The organism is Mycobacterium sp. Soil_C_30, assembly GCF_057656995.1.
Window position 1 is genome coordinate 1 of record NZ_JBDGJH010000054.1, and the last position, 792, is coordinate 792.

The 792-nt window shown below is 64.1% G+C and carries 1 protein-coding gene; it reads left to right on the forward strand.

The features are described from left to right. Positions 1–792: M24 family metallopeptidase (locus tag AC3A6P_RS36075; protein ID WP_487697454.1), on the forward strand; the 792-nt coding region annotated here is incomplete at both ends.

Sequence of the window (792 nt, forward strand, 5' to 3'; positions counted from 1 at the left end):
GACCCGATCCTGTGGGATTTCGGCTCGGCGGTGCGGCATCACAAGCTGTACTCGCCGTGGTTGCCGCAGGAGAACTGGCGGGCCGGGTTCCTCGGGTTCCGCGGTGCGGTGGCCCCGGAAGCCGGGCTGATGCGCGATGCGGTGACCGAGATCAAGGCGCTTCTGGTGGAGGCCGGGGTGGCCGATGCCCCGGTGGGCATGGACATCGTGGAGCCGCCGTTCCTGTTCGAGATGCAGCGCCAGGGCCTGACGGTGGTGGATGCCCAGCAGAGCATGCTCGATGCCCGGGTGATCAAGTCGCAGGACGAGATCATGTTGCTCAACCAGGCGGCCGCGATGGTCGACGGGGTGTACCAGGACATCGTGGATGTGCTCAAACCCGGTGTGCGGGAAAACGAGATCGTCGCTTTGGCCAACAAGCGGCTCTATGAGCTGGGCTCGGATCAGGTGGAGGCCGTCAACGCGATCTCCGGTGAGCGGTGCAATCCGCATCCGCACAACTTCACCGACCGCATCATCCGCCCGGGTGATCAGGCATTCTTCGATATCATCCATTCCTACAACGGGTATCGCACCTGCTACTACCGCACCTTCGGGGTGGGGTCGGCCACGCAGAGCCAGCGTGATGCCTACAAGACCGCACGGGAATGGATGGATCGCTCCATCGAGGCGATCCGGCCCGGGGTTGGCTCGGACCAGATTGCGCGGTTGTTACCCAAGGCCGAGGATTTCGGGTTCGAGAACGAGATGGCCGCGTTCGGGCTGCAGTTCGCCCACGGGTTGGGTTTGGGT